Source organism: Streptomyces sp. NPDC023527 (genome assembly GCF_055560115.1).
In genome coordinates this window covers 333,673-348,472 of record NZ_JBVHJJ010000008.1, presented here as the reverse complement: position 1 = coordinate 348,472, position 14,800 = coordinate 333,673, and the positions used below count along the sequence as shown (strand labels likewise).

1 protein-coding gene is annotated in these 14,800 nt (G+C 74.2%); it reads left to right on the top strand.

What is annotated here, in order from left to right:
- Positions 1 to 36 precede the first annotated feature (36 nt).
- Positions 37 to 14,694, top strand: a complete 14,658-nt coding sequence (locus ACZ303_RS18660; RefSeq protein ID WP_467340178.1) for a type I polyketide synthase — start codon at positions 37 to 39, stop codon at positions 14,692 to 14,694.
- Positions 14,695 to 14,800 lie beyond the last annotated feature (106 nt).

Below are 14,800 nucleotides of genomic sequence, written 5' to 3'. Positions count from 1 at the left end.
TCCACTTTCTTCCTTTGCTTGGCGGGTGAACGAAACATGGAGAACGAGCAGAAGCTGCTCGACTACCTCAAGCGTGTGACGGCGGATCTGAAGCAGACCCGGCGCCGACTGCACGAGGTGGAGACGAAGGACCAGGAACCCATCGCCATCGTCGCGATGAGCTGCCGCTACCCCGGCCAGGTCAACAGCCCCGAACAGCTCTGGCAGCTCGTCGAGAACGGCGCCGACGCCGTCTCCGGCTTCCCGACCGACCGCGGCTGGGACCTCGACGGCCTCTACGACCCCGACCCCGAGAAGTCCGGCAAGTGCTACACGCGGGAAGGCGGCTTCCTCCACGAGGCCGGCCGCTTCGACCCCGCCTTCTTCGGGATGTCCCCCCGCGAGGCCCTGGCCACCGACCCCCAGCAGCGACTGCTCCTGGAGATCGCCTGGGAGACCTTCGAACGCGCCGGCCTCGACCCGCTGTCCGTCAAGGGCTCCCGCACCGGCGTCTTCGTCGGCCTCGCCTACCAGGGCTACGCCGGCGGCGGCGACGCCCTCGAAGAACTCGAAGGCTTCCTCCTCACCGGCACCGCCCCCAGCGTCGCCTCCGGCCGCGTCTCCTACACCTTCGGGCTGGAGGGCCCGGCGGTCACGGTCGACACGGCGTGCTCGTCGTCGCTGGTGGCCCTCCACCTCGCCGTACAGGCACTGCGCGAGGGCGAGTGCTCGATGGCCCTCGCCGGCGGCGCCGCCATCATGGCGAACACCGGCATGTTCACCGAGTTCAGCCGCCAGCGCGGCCTCGCGGTCGACGGCCGCTGCAAGTCCTTCGCCGCCGACGCGGACGGCACCGGCTGGGGCGAGGGCGTCGGCATGCTCCTCGTGGAGCGCCTCTCCGACGCCCAGCGCAACGGCCACCCCGTCCTCGCGGTGGTACGGGGCAGCGCCGTCAACCAGGACGGCGCCTCCAACGGTCTGACGGCTCCGAACGGCCCCGCGCAGCAGCGCGTGATCCGCCAGGCGCTGGCGAGCGCCGGCCTGTCACCCGCCGACATCGACGTCGTCGAGGCGCACGGTACGGGCACGACCTTGGGCGACCCGATCGAGGCGCAGGCGCTGCTGGCGACGTACGGGCAGGAGCGGGACGGCGACCGGCCGCTGTGGCTGGGTTCGCTGAAATCCAACATCGGCCACACCCAGGCGGCGGCGGGCGTCGGCGGCATCATCAAGATGGTGCAGGCACTCCAGCACGAGAAGCTGCCCAAGACCCTGCACGCGGACGAGCCGTCCCCGCACATCGACTGGACGACGGGCGCCGTCCGTCTGCTGACCGAGCCCGTGGAGTGGCCCGAGGGCGACCGCCCGCGTCGAGCGGCCGTCTCGTCGTTCGGCGTCAGCGGCACCAACGCCCACACCATCATCGAACAGGCCCCCACGGCCCCCACCGCTCCCGAGACCGCCGAGGCCACCCGCTCCGAGAGCGGCCCCGTCGACGACCGGGCGCCCGTCGCCTGGACGATCTCCGCCCGCAACACGACGGCCCTGCGCGAACAGGCCGAGCGGCTGCTCGCCCATGTGCTGGGCGTGGCGGACGCGCGAGCGGTCGACATCGCCTACTCCCTGGCGACGTCGCGCGCGGCGCTGGAGCACCGTGCGGTGGTCGTCGGCTCGGATCTCGCCGAACTGACGGCCGGGTTGCGGGCTGTGGCCGATGGTTCTTCCGTGGCGCATGTGGTCGAGGGCGAGACCGGGCGTGAGGGCAAGCTTGCGGTGTTGTTCTCGGGTCAGGGGAGTCAGCGGTTGGGGATGGGGCGTGAGTTGTATGACGCGTTCCCTGTTTTCGCCGAGGCGTTTGACGTGGTGTGCGGGGAGTTGGAGGGGCGTCTGGAGCGTCCGCTGCGGGATGTGGTGTTCGGTGAGGATGCTGAGGCGCTGAACGAGACGGGCTTTACGCAGCCTGCGTTGTTCGCTGTTGAGGTTGCTCTGTTCCGTCTGGTGGAGTCGTGGGGTGTGCGGCCGGACTTCCTGGCCGGGCACTCCATTGGTGAGCTGGCCGCCGCGCATGTGGCGGGGGTGCTTTCCCTGGCTGATGCGGCGGCTTTGGTGGCTGCTCGTGGTCGGTTGATGCAGGCGTTGCCGGCCGGTGGTGTGATGGTGGCTGTCCAGGCGACGGAGGAGGAAGTTCTTCCGCTGCTTGAGGGCCATGAGGCAGGCATAGCGGCTGTCAATGGCCCGACCTCGGTGGTCATTTCGGGTGCCGAGGATGCGGTGACGGCCATCGTCGAGCGCCTGGCGGCTGAGGGTCGTAAGACCAAGCGCCTCACGGTCTCGCACGCGTTCCACTCTCCGCTGATGGAGCCGATGCTGGCGGAGTTCCGCACGGTCGCGGAGGGGCTGACCTTCTCCGCTCCGGAGCTGCCGATCGTCTCGACGCTGACCGGAGAGCTTGTATCGGCGGACGAGGTGTGCGACCCGGAGTACTGGGTCCGTCACGTCCGTCAGGCCGTCCGTTTCGCCGACGCCGTCACCACCCTCTCCGCCGAAGGTGCCCGCACCTTCCTGGAGATCGGCCCCGGCGGTGTCCTGACCGCCATGGCCCAGGACACGCTGGACGAGGCGGCCACCGCCATCCCCTCCCTCCGCTCCGACCGCCCCGAAGCCGAGGCCCTCACCCTCGCCCTCGCCCACCTCCACGTACAGGATGTCCCGCTCGACTGGCAGGCGGTCTTCGCCGGTCGTGACGCCCGGCGTGTCGACCTCCCCACCTACGCCTTCCAGCGCGCCCAGTACTGGCTGGAGAGCGCCGACCCGGCCGCCGGGCGCGAAGCCGTCGTGGACCCCGCCGAGGCCGGGTTCTGGGAGTCGGTCGAGAGCGGTGACCTCGCGGCCTTCGCGGGGCGGATCGACGTGGCGGACGACGCGCCGCTCAGTTCCGTGCTGCCCGCCCTGTCCTCCTGGCGGCGCAAGCTCCGCGAGCAGTCGACCGTGGACGGCTGGCGCTACCAGATCGCCTGGAAGCCGTCCGGCGAACTCGTCGGCGTCAAGGACGCCCGGCTCTCCGGCACCTGGCTCGCCGTGCTGCCCGCCGGCCTCGACGACGACGCGTGGGCGTCGGCCACGCTCCGGGCCCTCCGCGAGCACGGCGCCGACGTCCGGCCCGTCACCGTGGACGCCGGAACCGACGACCGTACCGTTCTCGCCGAGCGGCTGCGCACCGCGCTCACCGACGCCACCACCGTCACCGGAGCGCTGTCCCTGCTCGCCGTCGACGAGCGGCCGTGCCCGGCGCACGAGGTGATGACCTCGGGCCTGGCCGCCACCCTGACTCTCCTCCAGGCCCTCGGCGACGCCGAGGTGGACGCGCCGCTGTGGTGCGCGACCCGGGGCGCGGTCTCCATCGGCTCCTCCGACCCGGTCCGCGGCGCCCACCAGGCGCAGGTGTGGGCGCTCGGCCGCGTGGCGGCCCTGGAGCACCCGGGCAGGTGGGGCGGTGTCGTCGACCTGCCGGACGCGGTGGACGACCGGACGGCTCGCCGGCTCGCGACCGTACTGGCCGCCGCGGGCGCCGAGGACCAGCTCGCGGTCCGGGGCTCGGGCGTGTTCGTACGCCGCCTGGTACGGGCGTCCCAGGCCGCCGTCAAGGCGGGCGCGGCGTGGCAGCCGCGCGGAACCGTGCTGATCACCGGTGGTACGGGTGCGCTGGGTGGGCATGTGGCCCGTTGGCTGGCCGGTGCGGGTGCGGAGCACCTCGTACTGACCAGCCGTCGTGGCCCCGCCGCCGAAGGCGCCGAGACCTTGCGTGCCGAGCTGGAGGCGCTGGGCGCCCGGGTGACCATCGCCGCCTGCGATGTCGCCGACCGGGACGCCGTGTCCGCTCTGCTCGACACCCTGCCCGAGCTGACCGCCGTCGTGCACGCGGCCGGTGTCGGCACGCCCGCCATGCTCGCCGACACCACGCGGACCGCGTTCGCCGAGGTGCTGTCGGCGAAGGTGGCCGGAGCCGTGCACCTGGACGAGCTGCTGGGCGACCGGCGGTTGGACGCCTTCGTCCTCTTCTCCTCCATCTCCGGCGTCTGGGGCGCGGGCGGCCAGGCGGCCTACTCCGTCGCGAACGCCGCGCTCGACGCGCTGGCCGAACAGCGCCGGGCACGCGGCCTGGCCGGCACCGCCGTCGCCTGGGGCCCCTGGGCCGACGGCGGCATGGTCGAGGACGGCGACGCCGAGGACCGGCTCCGGCGGCGCGGCCTGCCCGCGCTCGCGCCCGAACTCGCGGTGTCCGCACTGCGCGGCGCCCTGGAGCGGGACGAGACGGCGGTCACCGTCGCCGACGTGGCATGGGACCGGTTCGCGCCGTCGTTCGCCCTGCTGCGACCCAGCCCCCTGCTCGGCGACCTGCCCGAGGTACGGGCCGCACTGGCGGCCGCCGCCGGCGAGGAGCCCGGGGCCGCCGACACGGTGCCCCCCTTCGTCCAGCGGGTGACCACCCTCTCCCCGGCCGACCAGACCCGCGCCGTGCTCGACCTCGTACGGACCGAGGCCGCCGCCGTGCTCGGCCACACCGGCACCGAGGCCGTCGCCCCCGAACGCGCCTTCCGCGAGCTGGGCTTCGACTCCCTCACCGCCGTCGAACTGCGCAACCGCCTCACCAAGGCCACGGGCATCGCCCTTCCCTCCACCCTCGTCTTCGACCACCCGTCGCCCGCCGTCCTCGCCGCTCACCTCCGCACGGAGCTGACGGGCGCGCTCAACAGCGGCACGACCACGTCGAACGCGACGGCCGGCACGGGGGCCACCGACGACGAGCCGATCGCGATCGTCGCGATGAGCTGCCGCTTCCCCGGCGACGTGCGCTCACCGGAGGAGCTGTGGCGCCTGGTCGCCGAGGGGCGCGACGCCGTGTCCGGCTTCCCCACCGACCGCGGCTGGGACCTGGAGACGCTCTACGACCCCGACCCGGACAAGTCCGGCACTACGTACACCAAGGACGGCGGTTTCCTCTACGACGTCGGCGACTTCGACCCGATGTTCTTCGGGATCTCACCGCGCGAGGCCCTCGCCATGGACCCGCAGCAGCGACTGCTGCTGGAGATCTCCTGGGAGGCGTTCGAGCGCGCCGGCCTCGACCCGACCGCCCTGCGCGGAACCCGCACCGGCGTCTTCATCGGCTCCGGCTACCAGGACTACGCGGCACGCCTGCTGAGCGTTCCGGAGGACCTGGAGGGCTACATCGGCACCGGCAGCTCCGGCAGCGTCGTCTCCGGCCGGATCGCCTACACCTTCGGCCTCGAAGGCCCCGCCATGACGGTGGACACGGCCTGCTCGTCCTCCCTCGTGGCGCTCCACCTCGCGGTCCAGGCGCTGCGGCGCGGCGAGTGCGCGATGGCCCTCGCGGGCGGTGTGACCATCATGTCCAGCCCCAACGCCTTCATCGAGTTCAGCCGCCAGCGCGGCCTCGCCGCCGACGGCCGCTGCAAGCCCTTCGCCGGGGCGGCGGACGGCACCGGCTGGGGCGAGGGCGTCGGCCTGCTGCTCGTCGAGCGCCTCTCCGACGCCCAGCGCAACGGCCACCGCGTCCTCGCGGTGGTACGGGGCAGCGCGGTCAACCAGGACGGTGCCTCCAACGGCCTGACCGCTCCGAACGGTCCCGCGCAGCAGCGCGTGATCCGCCAGGCGCTGGAAAGCGCGGGCCTCACGCCCGCCGACATCGACGTCGTCGAGGCGCACGGCACGGGCACGACGCTGGGCGACCCGATCGAGGCCCAGGCACTGCTCGCCACGTACGGGCAGGAGCGGGACGGCGACCGGCCGCTGTGGCTGGGTTCGCTGAAGTCCAACATCGGCCACACCCAGGCCGCCGCCGGTGTCGGCGGCATCATCAAGATGGTGCAGGCCCTCGAACACGGCCTGCTGCCCAAGACCCTGCACGTCGACGAGCCGACCCCGCACGTCGACTGGTCGACCGGAGCCGTGGAGCTCCTCACCGAACCCGTCGACTGGCCGGACGACGGCCGCACGCGCAGGGCGGGTATCTCCGCCTTCGGCGTGAGCGGCACCAACGCCCACGTGATCATCGAGCAGGCTCCGGAGCCCACGGAAACCGCCCCGGCCCGTACCACCCCGGCGGCCGGCCACAGCACCCCCTGGGTCCTCTCCGGCAACACCGCGCAGTCCCTGCGCCGCCAGGCCGACCGGCTGCTCCTCCACCTCACCGAGCACCCGGAACTCCCGCTTGCGGACGTCGGCCTGACCCTGGCCACCTCGCGCGCCGCGCTGCAACACCGCGCCGCCGTCGTCGCCACCGACCGCGACGGCCTGTTGGACGGGTTGCGCGCCCTGGTGGACGGCAAGCCGTCCGCGGCGGTGACCGCCGCCGTCGCCGCCCCCGACAACAAGCTCGCCCTGCTGTTCTCGGGGCAGGGAAGCCAGCGGCCGGGCATGGGAAGGGAGCTGTACGACACGTTCCCGGTGTTCGCGGACGCCTTCGACGAGGTGTGCGCGCACCTGGACGCCCACCTCGACCGGCCGCTGCGGGACATCGTGTTCGACGAGGACGCCGGGCCGCTGAACGAGACGGGCTTCACGCAGCCCGCGCTGTTCGCCGTCGAGGTGGCGCTGTTCCGGCTCGTGGAGTCGTGGGGCGTGCGCGCCGATGTACTGGCCGGGCACTCGATCGGTGAGCTGGCCGCCGCGCATGTGGCGGGAGTTCTGTCTCTCGCCGATGCGGCGGCTCTGGTGGCCGCTCGTGGTCGGCTGATGCAGGCGCTGCCGGCCGGTGGAGTGATGGTGGCCGTCCAGGCGACGGAGGAGGAAATCCTTCCGCTGCTTGAGGGCCATGAGGTGGGCATCGCGGCCGTCAACGGCCCGACCTCGGTGGTCATCTCGGGCGCCGAGGACGCGGTCACGGTGATCGCCGAGCGTCTTGCCTCCGAAGGTCGTAAGACCAAGCGCCTCACGGTCTCCCACGCGTTCCACTCGCCGCTGATGGAGCCGATGCTGGCGGAGTTCCGTACGGTCGCGGAGGGGTTGGCCTTCTCCGCTCCGGAGCTGCCGATCGTCTCGACGCTGACCGGGCAGCTCGTATCGGCCGAGGAACTGTGCGACCCGGAGTACTGGGTGCGGCACGTCCGTCAGGCCGTCCGTTTCGCCGACGCGGTCAGCACGCTCTCCGCCGAAGGTGCCCGTACGTTCCTGGAGATCGGTCCCGGCGGTGTCCTGACCGCCATGGCCGAGGAGACCCTCGACGGCACCGGTGTCACGGTCCCGTCCCTCCGCTCCGACCGCCCCGAAGCCGAGGCCGTCACCACCGCCCTCGCCACCCTCCACGTCAACGGCACCTCCCTCGACTGGTCGGCCGTCCACCCCGGCGCCCGCCTCGTCGCCCTCCCCACCTACGCCTTCGACCACCAGCGCTACTGGCTGGACGCCCCCGTACTGGAGCCGCGGCAGCAGTCCGCCGTCGACGGCTGGCAGTACCGGGTCACCTGGCAGCGTCTGGTCGAGGCCGGGCCCGCGTCGGCCACCGGCCGGTGGCTGCTCCTGACCACGGCGGGTACGACCTCGCAGGAGGCCGGTACCGCCCTCGCGGAGGCTCTGGCCGCCCGTGGCGCGGACACCACCACCCTGACCGTCGACGCGACCTCCGACCGCGAGGCCCTCGCCTCCCTCCTGCGCGAAGCCGCAGGCGACACCCCGCCGGCCGGGGTCGCCTCCCTCCTCGCCCTGGACGACGCCCCGTCGCCGCACGGGGTCGCGGGCCTGCCGGAAGGGGTCGCCCTCACCCTCGCGCTGGTGCAGGCGCTGGGCGACGCCGATGTCGAGGCGCCGCTGTGGTGCCTCACCCGGGGCGCCGTCTCCGCCGGGCTGTCCGACGTGCTGGCCGGCCCGGCCCAGGCGCAGGTCTGGGGCCTCGGCCGGGTGGCCGCGCTGGAGTACCCGCACCGTTGGGGCGGGCTCGTGGACCTGCCGGAGACGCTGGACGCACGGGCGCTGTCCCGGCTGGTCGGCACCCTCACGGCCGACACCGGCGAGGACCAGGTGGCCGTACGCGACACCGGTGTTCTCGCCCGCCGCCTCGGTCACCTCACCACCTCCCGCCCGTCCGGTGAGCCGTGGATGCCGCGCGGAACCGTGCTGATCACCGGTGGTACGGGTGCGCTGGGCGGGCATGTGGCCCGTTGGCTGGCCGGTGCGGGTGCGGAGCACCTCGTGCTGACCAGCCGTCGTGGCCCCGCCGCCGAAGGTGCCGATGCCCTGCGTGCCGAACTGGAGGCGCTCGGTGCCCGGGTGACCATCGCCGCCTGTGATGTCGCCGACCGGGACGCCGTGTCCGCTCTGCTCGACACCCTGCCGGAGCTGACCGCTGTCGTGCACACGGCCGGTGTGGAGACGCCCGGCATGCTCGCCGACACCGACCCGGCGCGGTTCGCCGAGGTGCTGTCGGCGAAGGTCGACGGCGCCGTGCACCTGGACGAGCTGCTGGGCGACCGGCAGTTGGACGCCTTCGTCCTCTTCTCCTCCATCGCCGGCATCTGGGGCGGCGGCGGGCAGGCCGCGTACTCGGCGGCCAACGCCTTCCTCGACGCCCTCGCCGCCGCCCGCCGGGCGCGCGGAGTGACGGCGACGGCCGTGTCCTGGGGCCCGTGGGGCGACGGAGGCATGGCCGGTGGTGAGGGCGTCGCCGAGAGCCTGGCCCGCCGCGGCCTGCGGCTGATGCCCGCCGCGTCGGCGGTCTCCGCTCTCGCCCAGGCGCTGACGCGCGACGACACCGCGGTGACGGTCGCCGACGTGGACTGGGAGCGGTTCGCGCCCACGTTCACCGTGAGCCGGCCCAGCCCCCTGCTGGGCGACCTGCCCGAGCTCCGGGACGCCGCGCGCCCGGCCGGCGACGACCTGTCGGACGCCGCCGCGACCCTGCGCCGTACGCTCGCGGCCGCCGACCCCGAGGAGCGCTCGCGCACCCTCGTGGAGCTCGTACGCGCCGAGGCGGCCGCCGTGCTCGGCCACAGCGGCCCCGAACGGATCGAGCCCGGCCGGGCCTTCCGCGAGCTGGGCTTCGACTCGCTGACCGCGGTCGAGCTCCGCAACCGGCTGAGCCAGGTCACCGGCGCCCGCCTCCCCTCGACGCTCGTCTTCGACTACCCGACGGCCCTGGCCCTCGGCGAGTGGCTGCTCGACGAGCTGCTGGGCGCCGACGCGGACGCCGCCCCCGAGGCGGCGGTCGCCGCCGTCCAGGACGAGCCCATCGCGATCGTGGCGATGAGCTGCCGGCTGCCCGGCGGCGTGCGGTCGCCCGAGGAACTGTGGCGGCTCGTCGACGAGGGCACCGACGCGATGGGGCCCTTCCCCACCAACCGCGGCTGGGACCTGGAGAGCCTCTACCACCCCGACCCCGACCACGAGGGCACGACGTACGCGCGGGAGGCCGGATTCCTCTACGACCTTCCCGAGTTCGACCCCGCCTTCTTCGGCATCTCGCCGCGCGAGGCCATCGCCATGGACCCGCAGCAGCGACTGCTGCTGGAGACCTCCTGGGAGGCGTTCGAGCGGGCCGGGATCGACCCGACGACCGTACGGGGCAGCCGCACCGGCGTGTTCGTCGGCTCCGGCTACCAGGACTACGTCCGCCGTCACCTCCAGGTGCCCGACGGCGTCGAGGGCTACCTCGGCACCGGCAACGCCGCCAGCGTCATCTCCGGCCGCATCTCCTACACCCTCGGCCTCGAAGGCCCGGCCGTGACGGTCGACACGGCCTGCTCGGCGTCGCTGGTGGCCCTGCACATGGCCGTCACCGCGCTGCGGCAGGGCGAGTGCGACATGGCGCTGGCCGGCGGTGTGACCGTCATGTCCAGCTCCGGCGCCTTCGTGGAGTTCAGCCGGCAGCGGGCGCTGTCCGCGGACGGGCGCTGCAAGGCGTTCTCCACCGACGCCAACGGCACGTCCTTCAGCGAGGGCGCGGCGCTGCTGCTCGTCGAGCGGCTCTCCGACGCCCGCCGCAAGGGCCACCAGGTCCTCGCCGTCGTCCGCGGCAGCGCGATCAACCAGGACGGCGCGTCGAACGGCCTGACCGCCCCGAGCGGCCGCGCCCAGCAGCGGGTGATCCGCCAGGCCCTCGCCAACGCCGGGCTGTCGGCGGCCGACGTGGACGTCGTCGAGGCGCACGGCACGGGCACCTCGCTGGGCGACCCCATCGAGGCGAACGCGCTGCTGGCCACGTACGGGCAGGAGCGCGACGGCGACCGGCCGCTGTGGCTGGGTTCGCTGAAGTCCAACATCGGTCACACGCAGGCGGCGGCTGGCGCCGGCGGCATCATCAAGATGGTGCAGGCCCTCCACCACCGCGTCCTGCCCCGGACCCTGCACGTCGCCGAGCCGACCTCGCACGTCGACTGGGCCTCGGGGGCCGTCCGGCTGCTGACCGAACCCGTGGCCTGGTCGCCGAACGGCCGCCCCCGGCGGGCCGGCGTCTCCGGCTTCGGCGTGAGCGGCACCAACGCCCACGTCATCATCGAGGAGGCTCCCGCCGACGAAGCGCCCGTCCAGGCCGCCCCACGGGAAGCGCCGATCGTCGACCCCGTGACCGTACCGCTGGTGCTGTCCGCCCGGTCGGCGCAGGCACTGGAGGAGCAGGCGGGCCGGCTCGCGGAGCTGCTGCGCGCCGAGCCCGGCACCCGCCCGCACGACATCGCGCACTCGCTCGCCACCACCCGCACCGTCTTCGACCAGCGGGCCGTGGTCGTGGGCGCGGACGCCACCGGACTGGCGGAGTCGCTGGAGGCCCTCGCGACGGGCCTGCCCGACGAGCGGACCGCCCGGGGCTCGGCCACGTCGAGCCGGCAACCCGTCTTCGTCTTCCCCGGCCAGGGCTCGCAGTGGGCCGGCATGGCCGTGGAACTGCTCGACACCTCCGCGGTGTTCCGGCGGTGGATGGACGCCTGCGGGCAGGCGCTGAAGCCGTTCGTCGACTGGACGCTGGAGGACGTGCTGCGGGAGACCGCCGGCGCGCCCACCCTGGAGCGGGTCGACGACATCCAGCCCGTGCTGTGGGCGGTCATGGTCTCCCTCGCGGAACTGTGGCGCGCCTGCGGCGTACGGCCCGCCGCGGTCGTCGGGCACTCGCAGGGCGAGATCGCGGCGGCCTGCGTCGCCGGCGCCCTCACCCTCGACGACGGGGCCCGGCTCGTGGTGCGCCGCAGCCGGCTCCTCAGCAGGCTCTCGGGACTGGGCGGCATGGTGTCCATGCCGGAGACCGAGGCGGAGGTCACCGAGCGGCTGACCCGCTGGGACGGGCGGCTGAGCGTGGCCGCCGTCAACGGGCCCCGCACGGTCGTGGTCGCCGGTGATCTCGACGCCCTGGAGGAACTGCTGGAGCTCTGCGAGGCGGAGGGCGTGAACGCCAAGCGCCTCAAGGTCGACTGCCCCTCGCACTGCGTCCAGGTCGAGGTCATCCGGGACGAACTCGCCGAGGTACTCGCCGAGATGAACCCAGGCGCCCCCCAGGTGCCGTTCTGCTCCACGGTGACCGGCACGATGGTGGACACACCGCTGGACGCCGCGTACTGGTACCGCAACCTGCGGCAGACCGTACGGTTCGAGCAGGCCACCCGGCAGCTGCTGGCCGACGGCCACCAGGTGTTCATCGAGATCAGCCCGCACCCCGTGCTGGCGTACGGCCTCCAGGAGACCGTCGACGCCGCCGTCCCCGACAGCGGCCGGGAGGTCGTCGTGCCGACGCTGCGGCGCGGCGACGGCGGCACCCGCCGCTTCCTGACGTCGCTGGGCGAGGCCCACGCGCACGGCGTTCCGGTCGACTGGAGCGCGGTGTTCACCGGCTGGGACGCACGGACGGTGGGGCTGCCCACCTATCCCTTCCAGCGGCAGCGGTACTGGCTCAACTCCTCCGAAGGCGCGCAGGCCGGCCAGGAGGACATCGCGATGTCGGCCGTGGACGCGGAGTTCTGGGAAGCCGTCGAGAGCGGCGACCTGGGCACGCTGGCCGGCGGGTTCGGCATGGACGAGGACGCGCCCCTGCGGTCGGTGCTCCCGGCGCTGTCGGCGTGGCACCGGCGCCGCCAGGACGAGTCCCAGGTCGACCGGTGGCGCTACCGCGTCACCTGGAAGCCCGTGCCCGAGCCCGCCCGGCCCGCGCTCACCGGCACCTGGCTGGTCGCCGTACCGTGCGGCGCCGCCGCCGACCCGGCCGTGGAGGCGGCCCTGCACTCCCTCACCGAGCACGGCGCCCAGGCCGTCGAGCTGGCCGTGGACGTCACCGAGAGCCGCGAGGCCCTGGCCGGGCGGCTGCGCGAGGCCGGGGACGGCTTCGCCGGCGTCCTGTCGCTGCTCGCGCTCGACGACCGGCCGCACCCGGACCACCCGGTGGTGCCCGGTGGCCTCGCCGCGACCCTGACCCTGGTGCAGGCGCTCGGCGACGCGACCCTGGACGCCCCGCTGTGGTGCGTCACCCGGGGCGCCGTCACCACCGGGACCGCCGACGTGCCGGGCGGCACCCGGCAGGCCCAGGTGTGGGCGCTGGGCCGGGTCGTGGCCCTGGAACACCCCGCGCTGTGGGGCGGCTTCGTCGACCTGCCCGGGAGCGTGGAGCCCTCGGACGGGCGGACGTCCCGCCGGCTCGCCGCCGCGCTGTCCGGCGCCACGGGCGAGGACCAGATCGCGGTCCGCGACCACGGCACGTACGCCCGCCGCCTGGCACGCGGCGAGAACCCGGCGGGCACCGAGCGGCCGTGGGAGCCGCGCGGCACCGTCCTGGTCACCGGCGGCACCGGCTACATCGGCGGGCAGGTCGCCCGCTGGCTGGCCGGCGCCGGCGCCGAACACCTGGTGCTGACCGGCCGCCGCGGCGCGGCCGCCGCCGGCGCCGAGGAGCTGAAGGCCGAGCTGGAGGCCCTCGGCGCCCGGGTGACCCTGGCCGCCTGCGACATGGCCGACCGGGACGCGGTGGCCACGCTCCTCGGCTCCCTCGCGGACCTGCCGCCGCTGACCGCCGTGGTGCACGCGGCAGGCGTCGGCACCCCGGCGATGCTCATGGACACCGACGTGGCCGAGTTCGCCGACGTGCTCGGCGCGAAGGCGGCCGGCGCGGCACACCTGGACGAGCTGCTGGGCGACCGGCCGTTGGACGCCTTCGTGCTGTTCTCCTCCGGGGCCGCCGCCTGGGGCAGCGGCGGACAGTCCGCCTACGCGGCCGCCAACGCCTCGCTCGACGCCCTCGCCGAGCACCGGCGCTCCCGCGGCCTCGCCGCCACCTCCATCTCCTGGGGCCTGTGGGGCGGCGGTGGCATGGTCGACGCCACCGCCGAGGAACGGCTGCGACTGCGCGGCCTGGACGCCATGAGCCCCGAGGCGGGCGTCCTGGCGCTGCGCCGCGCGGTGGAGCGCGACGAGACGGCGCTGGTCGTCGCCGACGTCGACTGGGAGCGGTTCGTGCCCGGCTTCACCGTGGCCCGCACCAGCCCCCTCATCGGCGACCTCCCCGAGGTCGTCCGCTTCCTCGCCGAGCAGGAGGGCGAGAGCGCGGAGGACACCGGCGGCGACCCGCCGCTGGTCCGCCGGCTGGCCGGCCTGGAGCCCGCCGAACACGGCGCGGCGATCGTGGAGTTCGTACGGGCGGAAGCCGCGGCCGTCCTCGGCCACGCCTCCAAGGACGCGGTCCTGGACCGGCACGTCTTCCTGGAGCTGGGCTTCGACTCGCTCACCGCGGTCGAACTCGGCAAGCGCCTCGGCCGGGCCACCGGCCTGCGGCTGCCGAGCACCCTGGTCTTCGACCACCCCACGCCGGCCGAGGTCGGCGAGCGGCTCCGGGGGATGCTCGCGGAGGGCCACCGCACACAGGCGGCGCCCGGCACGGACGCGGCCCCGGCCGAGCCGGAGGACATCATCGTCACCCTCTATCAGGAAGCCGGCCGACAGGGCAGGTTCGCCGAGGCCTTCGAGATGGTGGCGAGCGCCTCACGCCTGCGCCCCCTCTTCGACGTGACCGGGACCGCGGCGCACCAGCCCACCCCGGTCCGCCTCGCGGCGGGCGCCGCCGACCCGCACCTGGTCTGCTTCGGCCCGTACATGGCACCCTCGGGCGTGCACCAGTACGCCCGGTTCGCCGCCGGATTCGCCGGCCGGCGCAGCATCTGGGCGATGCCCGAGCCCGGCTTCGCCCCCGGGGAGCTGCTCCCCGCCGATGTCGACGCGCTCGCCCAGGTGCACACCGAGGCCATCGAGCGGTGCGTGGGCGACGAGCCGCTGGTGCTCGTCGGCTACTCCTCCGGCGGATGGGTCGCGCACGCCGTGGCCGCCCGGCTCCAGGCACTGGGCCGGCCCGTACGGGGCGTCGCGATGCTCGACAGCTTCACCCGCCGGGAGAACATGGCCGACCGCTTCCAGACCGCGGTGGCCCAGGAGTCGACCGCCCGCTTCGAGTTCGTCTCCGCGCCCGGCACCCAGCTGACGGCGATGGGGGGTTACCTGCGCATCTACGACGGCTGGGAGGCCCCCGAGATCGACGCGCCGACCCTGGTCGTGCGCGCCGCCGAGTGGATGGCCGACGGCACGGCCGGCGCCGACGACCGCCCGGCCCCGCCGGAGCACGCGACGACGGTCACCGAAGTGCCCGGCAACCACTACACGATGATGGAGCGGTACGCGGAGTCCGCCGCGGCCGCCGTCGACGAGTGGCTGACCAAGCTGCGCACCGTGGGGGAGTGAGTACGGTGTGAAACGGGTGTGCGGCGGGGCCCCCGACGAGGGCCCCGCCGCACACCCACCGTTCTTCTTCTCCACGCGTATCCACGCGTATCCACGCGCCTCCACG